The organism is Microbulbifer mixtoriginis (SeqCode) (genome assembly GCF_052468275.1).
Window position 1 is genome coordinate 3,693,753 of sequence record NZ_CP174341.1, and the last position, 16,262, is coordinate 3,710,014.

The 16,262-nt window shown below is 46.8% G+C and carries 12 protein-coding genes and 1 pseudogene; 7 read left to right on the plus strand and 6 right to left on the minus strand.

Features of this window, described 5'->3' with window-relative positions:
* Positions 1 to 22: 22 nt before the first annotated feature.
* From ACJJIC_RS16230 to ACJJIC_RS16245, 4 genes are all read right to left on the minus strand, one after another.
* Entirely contained in the window at positions 23 to 3,193 is a 3,171-nt protein-coding gene (locus tag ACJJIC_RS16230; protein WP_445357411.1) for a tetratricopeptide repeat protein, read from the minus strand.
* On the minus strand, positions 3,190 to 5,400 hold the full coding sequence (locus ACJJIC_RS16235) for a tetratricopeptide repeat protein (protein WP_445357412.1): 2,211 nt from the start codon (positions 5,398 to 5,400) through the stop codon (positions 3,190 to 3,192). The genes ACJJIC_RS16230 and ACJJIC_RS16235 overlap by 4 nt, the downstream gene beginning before the upstream one ends.
* Positions 5,401 to 5,402: 2 nt before the next feature.
* Positions 5,403 to 5,912 carry a hypothetical protein gene (locus ACJJIC_RS16240; RefSeq protein WP_252082145.1) on the minus strand — a complete coding sequence of 170 codons (510 nt, stop codon included), beginning with the start codon at positions 5,910 to 5,912 and terminating at the stop codon, positions 5,403 to 5,405.
* Between the two features lie 461 nt (positions 5,913 to 6,373).
* Positions 6,374 to 7,387 (minus strand): NADP-dependent oxidoreductase, encoded by a 1,014-nt coding sequence (locus tag ACJJIC_RS16245; RefSeq protein ID WP_445357413.1) that lies wholly within the window; start codon positions 7,385 to 7,387, stop codon positions 6,374 to 6,376.
* A 147-nt stretch (positions 7,388 to 7,534) separates the two neighbouring features.
* Between ACJJIC_RS16245 and ACJJIC_RS16250 the strand changes: the two genes are divergently transcribed.
* From ACJJIC_RS16250 to ACJJIC_RS16280, 7 genes and pseudogenes are all read left to right on the plus strand, one after another.
* Entirely contained in the window at positions 7,535 to 8,467 is a 933-nt protein-coding gene (locus ACJJIC_RS16250) for a LysR family transcriptional regulator (protein ID WP_444900431.1), read from the plus strand.
* Between the two features lie 259 nt (positions 8,468 to 8,726).
* Positions 8,727 to 9,314: a hypothetical protein gene (locus ACJJIC_RS16255; protein ID WP_445357414.1), complete on the plus strand. Its 588-nt coding sequence runs from the start codon at positions 8,727 to 8,729 to the stop codon at positions 9,312 to 9,314.
* Positions 9,315 to 10,087: 773 nt separating this feature from the next.
* Positions 10,088 to 10,555 carry a transposase gene (locus ACJJIC_RS16260; protein WP_445357415.1) on the plus strand — a complete coding sequence of 156 codons (468 nt, stop codon included), beginning with the start codon at positions 10,088 to 10,090 and terminating at the stop codon, positions 10,553 to 10,555.
* Positions 10,453 to 10,884: pseudogene (locus ACJJIC_RS16265) on the plus strand (IS5 family transposase); the annotation flags it as partial. The gene ACJJIC_RS16260 and the pseudogene ACJJIC_RS16265, both read left to right, overlap by 103 nt.
* 246 nt (positions 10,885 to 11,130) lie before the next feature.
* Positions 11,131 to 11,367, plus strand: coding sequence for a DUF1059 domain-containing protein (locus ACJJIC_RS16270; RefSeq protein ID WP_445357416.1), 237 nt, complete (start codon positions 11,131 to 11,133; stop codon positions 11,365 to 11,367).
* Between the two features lie 194 nt (positions 11,368 to 11,561).
* Positions 11,562 to 11,975, plus strand: coding sequence for a hypothetical protein (locus ACJJIC_RS16275; protein WP_445357417.1), 414 nt, complete (start codon positions 11,562 to 11,564; stop codon positions 11,973 to 11,975).
* Between the two features lie 668 nt (positions 11,976 to 12,643).
* Positions 12,644 to 13,159: a GNAT family N-acetyltransferase gene (locus tag ACJJIC_RS16280; protein ID WP_445357418.1), complete on the plus strand. Its 516-nt coding sequence runs from the start codon at positions 12,644 to 12,646 to the stop codon at positions 13,157 to 13,159.
* A gap of 155 nt (positions 13,160 to 13,314) precedes the next feature.
* Here ACJJIC_RS16280 and ACJJIC_RS16285 read toward each other — a convergent pair whose 3' ends face one another.
* Positions 13,315 to 14,703 carry an MFS transporter gene (locus tag ACJJIC_RS16285; RefSeq protein WP_445357419.1) on the minus strand — a complete coding sequence of 463 codons (1,389 nt, stop codon included), beginning with the start codon at positions 14,701 to 14,703 and terminating at the stop codon, positions 13,315 to 13,317.
* 120 nt (positions 14,704 to 14,823) lie between these two features.
* The gene (locus ACJJIC_RS16290; protein WP_445357420.1) at positions 14,824 to 16,209 is read right to left on the minus strand and encodes an MFS transporter; all 1,386 of its coding nucleotides are present in this window, start codon (positions 16,207 to 16,209) and stop codon (positions 14,824 to 14,826) included.
* Between the last annotated feature and the right edge of the window lie 53 nt (positions 16,210 to 16,262).

Consider the following 16,262-nt stretch of genomic DNA (forward strand, 5'->3'; position numbering starts at 1 on the left):
GCCCTCTTCTCCATTCTCGCTATTACTGGCCGGAAACTACTTCCGCTGATTCCAAGGCCTCCGGCTCCGGTGGCAGAGGGACAATACTCTGCAGGTAGTCCCCAGCCTCTTCGACACGGGCATAACGGGCCGGCATCAGACCGGCAAGTTGGCCGATACTCTTATCGATCCAGGGGTTGTAGATACCCACCCCAAGTAACTCGACATTTTTTTCATGCACGGAAATCGCTTTTTCCTCGAACGGATAAATTTGATCTTCCAGAGCCAGCTCGTACTCTTCCAGTTCCAGCGCACTCAAATTCGTTGGGCGCTCGGACTCTTTCAGAGACACACTGAAGTGCAAATAAATTTCCGCGAGGTAATAAGTGGCTGCGGCGGTCACATCCGCGGCCTGGTAATCAATCAGGGCAGAGAAATCGCTAATCGCTTTTTTCATGCGCTTGCGTTTCAAATTGAGGTTCTGCTCGATTGGCTTAACTAGCGCCACCTGGGTAAAGGCCCGATAACTGGGCTCAGCCAGCTGTAACGCGGCGCTACCAGCCAGGTAGCGGGTGCGATCACTGCGCTGGGAACCGCCACGCTTCTCTATGCGCACCATCTCACGCAGTTCCTGCATATAGCGTTTTTGCTGCCCAGCAGTTTTGTAGATATCGGCGATTTTTTGCCGCGTCTCCAGAGCGGGCTCCATGGGGTTGGGGAACAGCTTCACGTAGCGCCTCAACACCGCCAACGCCCTGTCGCTATCTTTAGCGGTACTGTAGAGATCCGCTGCCTGTGTCAGAGCCTCGCGGCGTATTTCCTCGTCCTCAGATTCTCGCTCAATACGCTCAAACTCCGCCGCTGCCAATAAGAGCTCGCCACTTTCCTGATAGACCACCGCCAGTTTCTTGGTGACATCTTTGGCCAGTTCATGCTCTGGGAAATTCCCACGGAAATTGTTCAGCACTGTGGCGGCCTGGGTCCAATCCTTGAGTACAATCAGGGAGGCAGCAGCATCGTATTCGGCGGTGGCCAGTAAAGTGGCTCCCGGAGCCGCAGCGCGAATGCGCAGGAAGTGGCCGGCAGCAGTAGCGTGGTCCTCCTGCTTGCGTGCCATATCACCCTGCTGGTAAATGGATGCCGCCAGATTGTCGACCAGGCCTGCACGATCCTTGGCATCGGTGGCGGTGAGATTTAGGGTTTCCCCATAGGCCACTTCCGCATCGGCATAGGCATGGGTATCAAAGGAGCCGTGGGCCACCACCATCCAGGCAGAGCGGCGAATCTCCTGCTCTGCCGCCGGGAATTTTTCCAATAGCTGGCGTCCGTTATCGATCGCCGGCATATAGTCTTTAAGACCGTACAAATCTTCCACCGCACCCAGCATTACCTGCGGCGCTTTGGCGTGCTGTGAGAAGGTATCGGCAAAGGTTAACGATGAGCGGATAATTTCACGCAACAATGGAGCGCGCTGATCTGCACTGGCTTCTTTCAAATTGTTGGCCAGATGTTCGCGATAAGCGTAAACCGCAGCGTAACCCGCCTCACTGGAATCCTTGTGGGCAGGGTATTCGTAGGCGGTGCGCTCATATTCCAGAGCGGCATTGTGGAAATCGCGATTTTCCAGCATCAAGCCGGCGAGCTGGTAGTTCATTTCCGGCGCGCGTTCAGCTTCTCTGAAGGACTGCAAGTAACGGCGATACCAGTGAATTGCCTCTAGGTAGTGCTCGCCCTTTTTATCCTTCAGTTTCTTGTTCTGGTAGGCGGCGTGGTAATGGCCGGCCAGGTCGATCAGGTTAGCCTGTAGAAATTCGACCACCTCGCCGAACTCATTAATATCGAATACTGTCCAGTAGTCGGCATTGAGGGCATAGGTATTTACAAAAGTCTTCTTCGCTTCAAGCACCAGTTTGGGGAAACCGCCCTTGCTGTAAATCTCGATCACACGAATGGAAAAGTCCGCAGAAACCTTGTGCAGTGGATTGCGCTCCACAAAGGCGATATAGGATTTGGCCGAATCCTGGTAGCGACGTTTATTCAGGTAATACTCCCCGAGATGGCTGTACACCAGGTATTCATACTGGCGCGCACCCTTGCGGGAGAAATAGTCGACAATAGAATCCGGGCCCTCCATATATGAGAAGCTCAGACTCACCACGCGGAAAGTATCGTCCACATGCTTGCGCTCAACCGTATTGGTCTGCTGGTCAAAGTCGTAACCCTGGGAGACTTTGTAATCGAGCATGGCCACATAATCGTCCAGGGCCATCTCGTACATATCCTGCTTAAACAGGGACCAACCGCGTTTATACAGGGCCAGCTCGTAAAAACTGGAAATCTGCCCAATGGTGATTACCCGGCCATAGGCCTCTTCCGCATCCAGATACTTTTTGCGGGTAAAGTAATATTCCCCCAGGCGAAACCAGGCTTCATCGATATGACGGGAATCCGGGTATTTGGCTACCAACTGACGCAATACATCTACTGCGGCATCAATTTGCCCGGCCTCTTCATAGGCGCGGGAGAGCTGGTACATCACCTGGTCGTTGCGGTCGTAAAGAGGGTATTTCTTCAGCAGGTTGAGATACAGAGCGATAGCCTCTCGGGCATTCGCCGACATCAGCGCTTCCGGGTCTTCTTCAGGAACCTGCAGTGGAGTGGCGTCTGCGGCGATATCCACACTGCCACTAGCGCGAGCTTCAAACTCCGCATCAGATTCCGCCCCTGCTACATGCTCAGTGGGGATACGCTGTACCTTGGCAACAGGCGCGGTTACCTCAGCCGGAGCTTCCAGGGCATTTTCTGCTGTTGCCTCCGGTGCTTCGATGGCAATCACAGCACCACTGCTTGCTATGGCAGGGGCAATACCGTCAATGGCAGCATCCTCGGCCCGGTGTGCCTGCTTAATTTTCAGGTCGGCAATTCGACGCATCGCTTCAGGGGTGAGACTCGATTCGGGCGTTTCCTGCAGGTAGCGCTGATAACTTGCCAGGGCCTTTTCCAGGCTGCCGTCGATATATTCCTCTTTAATCTCAATATCGACATTTTGCAGGCTGCCAATTGTTTTACCGCTGTTCACCGCACAAGCGTTAAGTAACAGTAATGCCGCGGCGAATGCACCATAGCGCAGTGCATTTTTGGGCTTCCGCCCTGTAGCTATTGGCTCAACCGCAAAACTAGCAGAGGGGCTTACGCGATGATTTACAGGTTTCACGCCTTATCCCCCTCAGTTTCTGAAACTTGCCGTTCAGCGGATTTGTTCTCAGGTAAAATTTCCGGCTGGTCTGCTTGGGGTTGCCCGCCCTGCTCCAGTGGCCCATTTTCACTTTCTGGCACTTTCAATTCGGCAGGATTGCTCTCAGGCAGAGTTTCCGGCCGGGCTGCTTGGCTCTGCTCCTGCAGCCCATTTTCGCTTTCCGGTGCTTCCAATTCGGGAGGGTTTTGTTCTGGCAAAGTTTCAGGCTGAGCCTCGCGATGCTGTTCAATCTTGCGCTGATCCTCGCGCTGCTCCTGCAGTTCATGGGCGCGGTCGTAACTGTCGGCTAGGGCGAAGCGCGCTTTGATCTGGTAACTCTCCAGTTGGCTGCGGCGGCGCTCCAGCTCTTCAACAGCGAGTGTTTCCAGCATGCTGCCCTGGCGCGCCATCAACATCTCCAGACGCTGCTGGGCTGAGCGGATCTGCGCACGCGAACGCTGGATATCCTTGTTATAACCGGTGTAACTGTGGGTCGCCGCCTGACGACTGCGCACATAGGAGCGGTACACCGTTTGTAACTTTTCGATCTCAGCATTGAGGGCCTGCAAATGCTTATAGGCCTCGGTGAGACGCTGGTGATATTCCGTAGAGAGACGCAAATCCAAAATACCCTGCAAGCGCTCAACACGGTTGCGGCTTTGCTCGGTAAAACCTTTAGGATTGCGTGCGATCTGCTTATGCAGCTGCAGTAGTTGCAGGCGCGCTTCCTGCTCTTCGGCGGTGGCGAGATACTCCGGGCGGCGGGAAACCAGCATTTGCTCTATGCGACTGGAAAATTGATCGCGCTGCTCCATACGCAGCTTGATCCGTGCATCCAAGGTACGGAACTGCTCATCCAGCTGTGGTAACAGGGGCTCGTAGTAAGCCCGACGCGCGCTGATAATATCCTCGAAGGCAGTGAGACTTTTAAGCCACTCTTTATTGCGCTCGTAGAGATCATTCAAGTCGCGGTAGTTACGCAGGAATTCTTGGTAGTCATTGGAGGCCATGAGGTCGAGGAGATAGTGAGTCTCCGGTGCCTCCGGCAGATTGCGCAGCGCCACCACCCAGTTTTGTACCTGGGTAGCCTCTTTGCGCCGCAAAGCTTCGAGAAATTTGCCCTGACGAATACTGTTGATGGAAGCCGTCAGTGTGTCGATCTCACGACCAAAGGCATCCAGGGCGCGGCCGTAATGAATTGCCGCAGTACTGTGTACATCCAATTTTCCGTAGGCGTAAGGCACAGCCAGCATCACTTCCTGCACCGATTCATTGGTGCCCTTGCGGTTTTGCAATATCCGCCAGGGCACCAGGGCGCGATCGAAACGCCCCGCTCGGGCCTCCACCCAACCGGCACCGAGCAGCGCCCGATTGGAGAAAGGCCCTTCGAGATTCACCCGGTCAAAATAAGGGCGCGCCAGCTGCAGTTCGCCGGCCTCCATCAAGTGGGAACCCAGTAATAAATTGGTCTTGTCGTACAGGGCCTGATCGGCCGGGTCGCCACTGTGGCGCTTGCCCAGAGCGGTCAGCTCCAACACCCCGCGTGCTTCCTCGCCGGATTTCAACTGGGCAATGCCCAGGTTGAACTCCACAAAGCCCTCCAGGGATTCCTCACCTTTCAGGTCTTTCAGTAGCTCTACCGCTTCTTCGAGACGCCCCAACTCCATAAAAACCCGCGCGCGCAGGAATTGCTCCTCGGCACGCACCCGCAAGGGCACCCTGCCCTCAATCATTTCCAGCGCATGCAAAGCGTTTAGAGGCTGCTGTTTGTGGTAGTGAATTTTAGCCAGACGATAGGCGGCTTCATTGCGCACCTCCTGCGAAACATTGCCCTTCAGCACCGCTTCAATTGCGCGCCCCGCTTCCCGGTGCATACGGTAGGAAAGCTCCATGTCACCCACAGAGAATTCAGCCTGCCCAAGATGATTACTGAAGGGGTCTAACTCGGGCTCATCCAGACGGTGATACTGGGCCAGCTCGTTATCCAGCGCTACAATCGCATCAAAGTAGTTTTCCTGGTGGGCGTAGTACATGGCAGCACCAAAGAACAGATCGCGTAATTCTTCTTTATCATCGTCTGCGCCAGCCACACTAGGGAGTAGAGACAAGCTACATAATGTAAAGCTGAGAACACGCAGGCCAGCTCCAGCTACGCCGGAAAATGCCGAAAGCAGGGGGATACGCATGGTTACCAGTCCTTGAAGTTAATCTCGGACTCGGTTCCGGAAATTCTGATCTCGACAAACTTTGGCCCTACCGCCTTGTCGATTTGATAAGAAGCATTGGCTCGATACTCTTTACCGGAAGGGGTCTTGCCTATAAAGCGCACTTGTAATGGGTGTCCACCAGCCTGCACATTACCTGTATAGATTTTTTGCACCCCCCCTTTTTGTAAGGATTCAATTTCCCGATAGGTGTAGAGGTGGTGCGCCACGATTTCACCATTGAGAGTGACTTCTACGGATTCCAGTTCAAAAGGCTTTTCGTCTGCGACAGAAACAAACAAAGCCACCTGAGTATTGGAAGGAAACAACAGTTTCTCTTCCAACTGTGCCAAAGTTGCTGTCAGATCAATTACATCTTTCTTAACATCCTGGATTTGCTCGTCCAAACCACGGATATCATCACGACTGACATTCTGCGCATTCACTGCGGCAGCCAGTAAAAGAAGGAGAGCTATCTGTAAAATTCTGAACATGTGGCCTACCTCTGACCCAATCCTTATCAATGAAAACCAGCGATGTGCAAACCCCTTGAGGGCCACATTGAAGTGCCTGTAAACAGGGACCTTTCAGCCAGCGGCATTGTAGTGAATACAGAAATAGGCAGATGTGAGGAAAGTCAAATCTAGGAAAACCGGCAATTGCTAATTTTTTGCACTGAGAAGTGATGCGACTGAGCAATTATGTGAGGTGGATCTCATTAATTCTAAATTCGCGCCGAAATGTTAATGGCTACTGTTTTATAGATTCATTGTGAAAGTCTTTCACAAGCAAAACTGCCAACCTATAAAATATTAAAAGTACCTGCTGTGCAATCGATAATCATTTATCATTTGCGACTAGCAATAAAATAAGAGTGGCTAGCCATTGGCAATCACCCAATAGATACAGGAATGACTGCCAACTTGTAAAGAAGCCGTTCAAATAGTCCGGCGATTTAATCGCCGCTGTTCAATGAAATGATCACTTTACCCTTTGCTCGCTTGCTATTCAGGTAAGAGAAAGCCGCCAGACTCTGGCTGAATGGATAAACTTTATCAACGACGGGAGAAATGATTTTGTCCCTGTATAAGGCGCTTAGCTCACTGAGCTGATCCCCATTCGCCTGCATAATGACCATACGGTAAAACGCATTCTTGTCTTTCGCCTGTTTCAATACCGGGCGAGACTTAAGCCCGATTAGCTTACGGAAAAACCAGTTGATACCCAACTCCCTCGCCGTCAACGGGTCCAGCACCCCAGCAATAGATACTACTCTGCCGCCTCTTTTCAATACTTTAAAAGCATCCATTGTGTATTGTTGGCCTAGGGTGTCATACACCACATCAATATCAGACAATAAATCCAGATAGTTTTCTTTCTTATAATCGATCACTTGGTCCGCACCGAGTTTGCGCACCCAGTCCACATTGGCACTACTGGTTGTAGTAATCACATAAGCGCCGTAGGCCTTGGCAAGCTGAATCGCCATAGAGCCGATGCCACCGGAACCCGCATGGATCAATACTTTCTCTCCCTTCTTCAAACCAGCAACCTGGATCAAGGCCTGGTAGGAGGTCAGCCCCACCAAAGGGATACTTGCAGCTTCTTCATGGGAGAGGTTTTCAGGTTTCTTCGCCAGATGCGTAGCATCCACCACCAGATACTGGGCAAGGGTGCCCACGTGATCCTCCCCCACCCTGGCGAACACTTCCTCTCCGGGCTGATATGGTGAGACTCCACTACCCACTGCGACCACCTCACCACTCAGATCCCGGCCAATTCCCACCGGCAAGTTGAGCTTCTTTAGCGCTTTCATCTCGCCGCGCATCACCATTAGATCAATGGGGTTGATGCTGGCGGCATTGATCTTGATCAACACCTCGCTCGCACCTGGCTCGGGTACATTCGCTTCCTGGAAAGCCAGGCTGCTATCGATATCGCCATACTGGGTAATTTTGAGTGCTTTCATTAATCTCTCTAGTCATCAGTTCAAGAATGAGAGCGATAGTGCCCCCTGCCCCAACTGAGAAACAGAGAGCATTTAGTGGAACTCTTTTGTCTTTCTGACAATAATGAATGCTAAGTTGCCGTGTAAACAAGCAAGAATAGGGGCTTTATGGACAAAATCCGGGCATTACGCTACTTCAAGCGCGTGGCAGAACTCTGTAGTTTTACTGCAGTGGCTGAGGAATTCGATGTTCCCGCCTCTTCTATTTCACGGCGTGTGCGGGACCTTGAGCAGTCTCTGGGAGTAGAGCTATTGCAGCGCAGCACCCGCAAGGTGGAAGTTACCGAACTGGGTAAGCTCTATTACTCCATGATTAATGAAGCCATTCGCCAACTGGAGCAGGCAGATGAGCTGGTGAGCCAAACCTTCGAAGCCCCCAGCGGGTTGATCCGTATCAGCTGCCTACCCTCTTACGGCGAACAGCACTTAACCCCCCTACTGGAACAATTCGTCCAACGTTACCCAAACATTGTTTTTGACCTGCACTATAGCGACGATCTTACCCAGCTAGGTAAAGACCCTGTAGATATCGCCATTCGCGGAGGCTCCGCTCCCGATGAGCATGTCATCGCCAAGCGTCTATCCAAGAACGAATTCTCACTCACCGCCACACCCGAGTACCTAAACACCCTAGGGAAAGAGTTACCGCTAAACAAACTAGCTATAGAATCTGCCCACGCCCTACAATACCGCGGCCCCAGAGGACTGATTGACTGGCATTATTTCGATGATGATCACTGGGTGCCACTAAAGCTATCCACCCACCTGATCAGCAATAATGGCAAAGCTCTACTGGCTGCAGCACTGAATCATCGCGGTATGTTCTGTGTACCCTCATGGAGTATTTGCGAACACCTGGAATCTGGAGAATTAGTACAGGTTCCCACCCAAGGTAAAGTCTCTGTCAGCCCTGGAGGTGATATTGGCATCTTTCTTCTTTACGAGCGCAGTAAATATCAAATACCAAAAATTAAACTATGTGTGGATTTTATTTGTGAGCATTTGCAGCATCACCTAGATAGAACCAACGAGCAAATATAAGCAACCTGAATACCAATAAATGAACTTTTGAGAAGTGCCATATAGCTGACTAGGCTACCATTTTTACTGAAAAATTTACCACTCCTTAGTTAACCTTACTAATCACGACTTGAATTTTATGTTTTTGTCACTTTAAAGATTTACTCTCCAAAGAATAACCAACTGAACTATAAATCGTTGTAAGTGCCTGGGAAGCACATACATCAAATGATATATTGCGACTTCAATAAATGATCAGTCAGCCGTACAAAAGGTAACAATGGATTCCTCACTCGAGAAAAGAGCAACACTTAAGCACAAGATATATGCATGTATAGCTATTGGCATAGCCTGCCTACTCCCAATTGGAGCTTCGAGTGAACTTTTGATCAGTGATGAAAAAGCTAGGTTTCTTGCTTTTACTAGCATCGCTCTCTCTATAGTTCTACTCACAATCTTATTCATTTCTCTCCCCAGAAGAAAATCGACAATAAGGGAAATTATCGAAGATCAGAAAAAAAGCCCTCTCTTGATGGGGGTAGCTTTAACTATGGGGATCCCAATTACCATCTATCTTTCAATAGCAAGAGGATTACCAGCAACATTACATTTTTTCATATCAACTCACGATAGCATAGATGTGACAGTTTCAGGAAAATCATCTAGATACCGAGAGAAGCATTGCAAAGGTAGAATCCTTCTGAGTGAGTACAACTCCTTAATGAGCAATCAGATATGCGGCGTGACAAAAAAGTCATGGGAGGATCTCAAACCTGGCGACAAACTACGTCTTTATGGTAGGAGGTCATTTTTTGGGTTTAACCATATAAATTACACAAAATTAACCGACACAGAAGTGTCCATTTGAAACCCACATTTATACATTAAAACCTTAAAACAGATGAACAATGGGGGCAGCCCAAGCTATAAATTTAAGCTAAAAAATATAACAATGAAAAGGGACTTCGATGAATACTCATTACCTTTTTACTAATCTTCTCGACGTACTCTCACTTTTCTTCGGTTTACTTATCACGATCGAGCACAGTAAATCTGATATCTTGGTGGTTCACAAAAAAAACAGATGAAGCATTTCATAATGGGGAAGGGTTTTTACTGATACTGCAAAGTAGGTACTACCAATGATGGTTCTTACCTTCTTGATTAGCCCTATCAACCTGCAGCATGGACTGGATGGTTTGTTGTACTGCTTCCGGCAACTATATTGTTGGCTTGGAGATGTATATAGCGCTTGCGCAACAAGTATTAGAGTTATAACGCAAAACAACAGCCTCTTAATACCAAGGCATAACTTATAGCTAGTAGAATTGTTAGCATTCCTAGCCATACCTATATCCCTCACCACCACATGGATTGTGCTTTAATGATTCCTATGTCACTAGATGACTAGATCTCTAGGCAAAGTAAAAAATAAATTCATAAATTTTTATCCAGTTAGCACACAAGAACCACCACTCTTTATTTTCTCCAGCCAGCCCCATATGCACAGTATCTAATTCAGGAGGTTTGCACAATTAGTCCCTACCACGAGCATTCAAACAAGCGTAAGATATTACTATTAAGGTAATGGTTAGAAGCTGTTTCATAACTTGAAATCAGTTATTCTTGCGACCTCATGGAATGATAAGACCAGTAAGTGTGAGTAGATTTAAGTCAGAATTAACCGACGCTCAGTGGAAATTGATTGAGCCTTGCCTTCCCCAGCTAAAACATGGAAAAGGAGGTCCCAAACCCATTGATAACCGTGCATGTTTTGAAGGTATCTTGTGGATTTTGCGCTCAGGAGCACGATGGAAGGATCTCCCCCCATCTTACCCTTCGCCGAGTACTTGCTGGAGAAGGCTCCAGTTTTGGGAAGAGCAAGGCGCTTGGTTGGAGGCTTGGAGAAAATTTTTCGGACAGCTCGATCAAAGATCCCTGCTTAATTGGAAAGAAGTCTTTTCGGATGGTAGCTTTGCTTCAGCAAAAAAAGGGGAGCAGAAGTCGGAAAAACTAAGCGAGGCAAGGGTACAAAGTGGATGGTGGTGGTCGATGGCGAAGGTATTCCATTGGGAGGCACCGTTACTTCGGCCTCACCAGCAGAAGTAAATTTATTACACCCACTACTCGATGTTACCTATGAAAATACAAAAATTCGACGACTAGTGTACGACAAGGCTGCAGATTCTGATCCACTACGCCATAGTTTGGCCCGCCGTGAAATTGACCTGATTTGCCCTCACCGTAGGAATAGAAGAAAACCTTCGAAACAAGATGGCAGAAAGCTTAGGAGATATATGCGACGTTGGAAAGTTGAGCGAACTTTTGCATGGCTAGGGAACTACCGTCGTTTAGTTGTCAGGTGGGATCGCTACTTATCTTCATACAGAGCTTTTTTCTATATTGCCTGCATGTTAATTACGCTAAAGAAGTTATGAAACAGCTTCTAGGCACGCATAAGATTTTTGGGTCTAATAACTGTGGCCACATGGCCCTTTGTAAGGCCCGTTAATACCCATAAGTACACACAAATGCCCTCTCAAAGAGCTGCAGCAAGCTTAGCAATACCATCTATCGCTCAAGTCTCCCAATCTGTACCTCTCCACCATTACCTCTTCAAATCTACAGTTGTCCTAAAATTAGCACGCCAAAAAATCAATTGCCTTTCACAAAAGGAGTTCGATATGAAAACTATAACCTGCAAGCAATTAGATGGCGCTTGTGATGTTGAATTTCAAGCAAACTCCTCTGAAGAGATTGCAGATCTTAGTAAGAAACATGGTATAGAGATGTATCAGCAAAAAGAACCGAAGCATCTAGAGTCCATGCATAAAATGCAGGAACTTATAAGAAATTATGAATCCATGAAAAAATGGATGGAATACAAAAAGGAGCTTTTCAGCTCCCTACCCTCTCAATAGCAAGTATGAACTCAAAGATTACCAAAAATACTATAGTGATAATATGGGTGGCTACTTGGCATTTCTGGTAAAACCAAAAAAACTATTTTCCAGCCAAGTAAGCCACCTTATAGTAAAAGCAATTATTCAAGCAGTGTAAAAACTAAGCTTTCTAAGTTAAAATAAGTGCAGACCATTGAACATATGGAAATGTTATGCAATTCATAATAACTCTATCCATCGCACTTTTATCCAGCTCAAACTCCACTGCCCAGAGTACGCCTGAGATCCTTAAGATGTATGAACACTTTACCTTGTCTAGTGCCGCTGCTGGTAAGTGTTACCAACCTAAAAAACCAGAGCTAGCTTCATTCCTGGCAAATTATGAGCTGGTAACACGTATGTCATCTCAATACCTTAAAGAGAAAAGACCCCAACTAACAGAAAAACAAACAGCGCAGATACTTCTAGACGCAGGTAAACGAGCAACTGACAGGGTATATCAAGAAATAGAATCCGCAAGCTGTATGAGCCCCAAGATTCAGGATCTTATTAAGCGATTTAAGGTGCAATCAGCTTGGAAGCCGAACATACCACCTTCAGTGGGTGATTATGAAAGGATTAACTAGTACTAACGATCAAGGTAAGACGATCTTCCTTCCCCAAGAGATCGTTAACTTACGACAAAAGCCAGAATGGCTACTCCCCAAAGGATAGCTTTAACAATATAATTGTTACCTAGACCTTAAAGGGAAATAAATCTAACTTTCAGCAACGGGAAACATAGTCAAGTTTGTATTAATAAATCTATTAACACTCCACAAGCTTAGGCCTGTGTATGCTTCCCTACCTACTTCATCAATTTTATAGAAAAGGATTACCCGTGGGACGTAAATTAATGTGGTCAAGCATTTTGATTGCTTCATTAAGTGGTTGCACCTCCCTCATGGAGGAAACTGTCACAAAAAGAGCACCCTTTGACTTAAACTGTGATGCTAAATCAATGACGATCCACCAACTTGACCGGCGCACATACGGCGCTTCCGGCTGTAATAAGCGTGCCACATACATTTTGAAAGGTCCCTGTGCTGGGCCAGGGAGTGCATGTGTAGCCATAATGAATTCCACCATTGAAGAGCAAAAACTTTAATAACCTCTTAATCTTTAGATATCTGCGAAGTTGAATTTATTTCAAACTTACTTCGCAGATTCATTCCCACTCAAAGGTGTAGATCAACTTTTAAACAAACCTGAAATATCATCAAAATTAATGAACTAATGGAATCTTGAGCAGACAATGAAAGTCAGTACCCAGCGCTTAACCATGTCACTAATCACCGAGGGTGATTGGTCACTTTTTGTAAATTTGCATACTAATCCTCAAGTAATCCAGTTATGTTTCGATACGCCAGATGAAACAGTAATAAAGTCTAAGTTTGAATCAAGACTTACCCCCTGGGAAGCAAACTCTAACACTTGGTTGTGCATGGTTATTATAGATAAGCTCTCCGGCCAGAAAATGGGTGTAACTGGGTTTTATTTGGAGGATGGCATAGCTGAAGTTGGCTATTTACTGTTACCAGAATTCCATGGAAAAAATTATAGTACCGAATCGCTTTGCGGCTTAATGGAATGGGCATATTTAGAGTATGGTATTGCGCACTATAAGGCAGTGGTAACAGAAGGCAATATTGCTTCAGAGGGAGTGCTCGGAAAGTGCGGCTTTCATCTTGATATGATCATCCCAGAAGCTCATATGATTGACGGAAAAACTTATACCGACCATATTTATTTTCGAAAAATAGAAGCTTAGAAATAATTCACTGCGATGAGGCTCTGCTATTTTAGCAATTAAGAGCGGATAGAAGCATGAAAACTATGATGATTACTGTAAAGTGCCCTCCGTCACCCCTAAAATCATCACTCTTTTGAAGAGCTATTTACTTATAGATATTCTCAAAAGGAATACTAATCAGATACCTCTTTCTTCTGGCTAGCACCAACAAAAAATAGACAAGCAACCAACCCTGCAAGTGCAAGATAAGCATTAACCGTAAACGCCCGGTCAATACCTGAAGAGATATCTGGTGAAAAAGCCACAATAGTCGCATTCATCCCAAGACCAATGGCACCTCCAGCAATTTTAAACATATATAATACGGCTCCGGCCAAACTGGCTCGACTTGGTGATACAGCAGTGATTGCAGCAGTGGTAATTGCAGGGTTAAAGAGGCCAATGCCTGTACCCAGTATTATCATACCCGGCAAAAGGCTAATGAACCCGGTATGGTCGCTTAGATGAGACAACATAAACATTCCTACGCACATACAGAGTGTGCCTGCCCCAGCCAACCACCTTGGCCCAATCAGCTCATAAAAACGCCCTGATATATAAGCAAAGATTCCCGAAACAACCATCAATGGAATCAATGACATACCAGATTGCATCGCGCTATACCCCTGTGTTTTTGTCAAAAACTGCGGAATATAAAGTAAGGCTGAAAAATATAAAACAGCGACTAACAGGGTAACAACACTTGCTGAAAGAAATTTTTTATTGCCGATAACATCACCTGGAACCAATGCAGTACGCCCTATGCGACATTCAATAACGGAAAATAAACATATAAAAACTAAAAATATCGTCAACAATGCAATAACCAATGGATGCTGGAAGCCAATCTGTCCAGAAATATCCAACGCAAACAATAGCCCAAATAGTGAAATAGAAAGTGTTGCTACACCTGGATAATCAATTTTCTCTTCTGTCTGCTCTGGTGGTGTAAACGGAACTACTTTCCAGCAGACAAATAGTGCGATTGATGCTATAGGGATATTGATTAAAAAAATCCACCGCCAGCTTAAAAAGTCCGCCAGTATTCCTCCCAGTACTGGGCCTACGGCATTAGCAAAAGCGCAAACTGCCATAATCAGCCCGCCAGCCTGGCCAGAGCGGTCATCGGGCATCAAGTTATAGGTCATCCCCAGAATTGATGGCCACATCAACGCTGCCCCAACTGCCATCAAAGCTCGGGAAATCAACAGCATATTAGCATTAACTGCCAATCCGCCTAAAATGGAGAAAAATATAAAAATCAGGGTACCGCAAAAAAATACACCTCTTCTACCGTAGAGATCAGCAAGCCGGCCACCAGTAATGATCAGCACCCCAAAGACCAGCGCATAGCCATTAATAATCCACTGGGAAGTGGTAATGTCTACATTAAATTCATTTTCAATGGCAGGTAATGCTGGAGCAAAAGCCGTAAAGTCATTTGCCACAAGGAACACAGCCACTGATAAGGCCGCAAGCCCTAAATATTGCTCCTTTCCTAGAGTAGAATTTAGCGCGGGCATTAATTGAAACCTCCTGCGCACTAGATCTCAAATCGAACTCAACACATTATCAAACCACGCTCCTGATCAAATTTACGAACCCAACATAGAATCTTTTAAAACGATTAAGTTTCACTATTACTACCGTCTCGAGAAGGCTTTTGGTAACTGCCCAGGAAGAAAGAAAACAGCAATCACAAACGCACTAAGAGCAAAATAAGCATTTACCGTATAGGCCCAACCAATACCACTCACCACATCTGGCGCAAAACCTACAATAGCCGCATTGATTCCCAAGCCCAAGGCACCTCCTGCAATCTTGAACATATAAAGAATCGCACTCGCCAAGCTTGAGCGCGCAGAATCTACCACTGATATCGCAGCGGTAGTCACCGCCGGATTGAACAAGCCAATGCCAATCCCCAAAATAATCAATCCGGGTATAAGTTCAAGATATTCTGTTTCTTTGTTCAGATAAGATAGTGAAAATATTCCAGCGCCTTTGCAGACAAGTCCCCCACATATCAACAATTTAGCCCCCAGCTGTTTATGCAGAACACCCGATAGATAGGAGGTCAGGGCAAAGGTTGCCATAATGGGGATCATTCCTATACCAGACTGAACTGCAGTAAACCCCAGATATTCAATTAAAAACTGGGGCAAAAACAAAATAACGGCAAAAAACATCACTGCCGATAAAAGAGTAACCAAACTTACCAGAGAAAATGTTTTATTAGAGACAATATCAGCAGGAATTAATGCAACCTCTTGATTGCGCTTTTCCACAACAATAAACAAGCAGATGAATACTAAGAATAGCATTATCAGATAGATCACCAATGGATCTCTGAAACCAATTTCGGCAGCCAAATTCAAAGAAATCAAAAGACTGAACAGAGAAATACTCAACGTCAAAACTCCCAGGTAGTCTATCTTCTCCCGTGAAATTTTGGGAACATCATCTGGAACTGACTTCCAGCAAAAACAAATTATGGTAATCGCAAGAGGAATATTTATAAAAAAAATCCACCTCCAACTTAAATATTCAGCCAACACCCCTCCAGCCACAGGCCCAACAATATTTGCCACCCCCAATACTGCCATCAAGCCCCCACCAACCTGCCCAGCATACTCTTTGGGAACCAGGCTATAGGTCATACCTATAACAGAGGGCCACATTAACGCTGCACCTATCCCCATCAGACAGCGGACTACCAGCAACATGGCCATATCAATAGCGAGGCCACCAATTAATGAGCAGAGAGCAAAAATAGTCGTTCCCACCATAAATGCACGTTTTCTGCCATAGATATCCGCTATGCGACCGCCAGTGACCACCAAAATACCAAAGACAAGTACATAACCATTAATCACCCATTGCGAAGTGGTGATATCAAATCCAAACTCACGCTGTATAGCTGGCAATGCAGGGGAGAAGGCGCTCATATCAATCGCGACCATAAATAAGGCCAGAGCGGCAGCAAATAAGCCATAAACCTGCCCTCTGGAAATCTGTAGCTGACTCACCACTGTAAATCCCTCAGCAATTCTGCAAGCCAATCGGATAGATTCGCAGCTTC

Excerpts from the sequence above, each read along its gene's own strand:
- ACJJIC_RS16240 (WP_252082145.1), bottom strand. The coding sequence starts at position 5,912 with ATGTTCAGAATTTTACAGATAGCTCTCCTTCTTTTACTGGCTGCCGCA.
- ACJJIC_RS16250 (WP_444900431.1), top strand. The coding sequence starts at position 7,535 with ATGGACAAAATCCGGGCATTACGCTACTTCAAGCGCGTGGCAGAACTC.
- ACJJIC_RS16270 (WP_445357416.1), top strand. The coding sequence starts at position 11,131 with ATGAAAACTATAACCTGCAAGCAATTAGATGGCGCTTGTGATGTTGAA.
- ACJJIC_RS16275 (WP_445357417.1), top strand. The coding sequence starts at position 11,562 with ATGCAATTCATAATAACTCTATCCATCGCACTTTTATCCAGCTCAAAC.
- ACJJIC_RS16245 (WP_445357413.1), bottom strand. The coding sequence starts at position 7,387 with ATGAAAGCACTCAAAATTACCCAGTATGGCGATATCGATAGCAGCCTG.
- ACJJIC_RS16235 (WP_445357412.1), bottom strand. The coding sequence starts at position 5,400 with ATGCGTATCCCCCTGCTTTCGGCATTTTCCGGCGTAGCTGGAGCTGGC.
- ACJJIC_RS16280 (WP_445357418.1), top strand. The coding sequence starts at position 12,644 with ATGAAAGTCAGTACCCAGCGCTTAACCATGTCACTAATCACCGAGGGT.
- ACJJIC_RS16260 (WP_445357415.1), top strand. The coding sequence starts at position 10,088 with ATGATAAGACCAGTAAGTGTGAGTAGATTTAAGTCAGAATTAACCGAC.
- ACJJIC_RS16255 (WP_445357414.1), top strand. The coding sequence starts at position 8,727 with ATGGATTCCTCACTCGAGAAAAGAGCAACACTTAAGCACAAGATATAT.
- ACJJIC_RS16285 (WP_445357419.1), bottom strand. The coding sequence starts at position 14,703 with ATGCCCGCGCTAAATTCTACTCTAGGAAAGGAGCAATATTTAGGGCTT.